The organism is Micromonospora sp. ALFpr18c, assembly GCF_008868155.1.
Classification (GTDB): domain Bacteria; phylum Actinomycetota; class Actinomycetes; order Mycobacteriales; family Micromonosporaceae; genus Micromonospora.
Map to the genome: position 1 here is coordinate 1 of NZ_WBKR01000526.1, position 345 is coordinate 345.

Annotated in this window: 1 pseudogene; it reads right to left on the reverse strand. The window is 63.8% G+C overall.

The features are described 5' to 3' along the window. Window positions 1-97 precede the first annotated feature (97 nt). A pseudogene (locus F8271_RS31935) lies at window positions 98-345 on the reverse strand (IS110 family transposase); the annotation flags it as partial.

Sequence of the window (345 nt, forward strand, 5' to 3'; positions counted from 1 at the left end):
CGCCGGCGTCCACGGCTGGAAGCAGGCCCTCAACGCCTTGGACATCTTCTTCCCAGGCCGCATCCCCATCGATGTCCGATAGTTAGACAGGATAGGGCGTTACACAGAAATTCGGACAGGCTCCACGGAAGCCCTGAAAGGGCTCCATCATCACCTCGATCCGCTCGGTGAGCCTGTTGATCGCCGCCGTGTGCCGGTCGATCAGGTCCAGGTGCACACGGGCGAGGAACGCGTGGTGCTCGGTGAACCGGCCGTTCAACGCTTCGGTCAGCTGCGGGATCTTCGACCGGAGCCGACGTTTGGCCAGATCCGCGAGCGCGGCCGGATCCGTGTCGCCAGCGATCA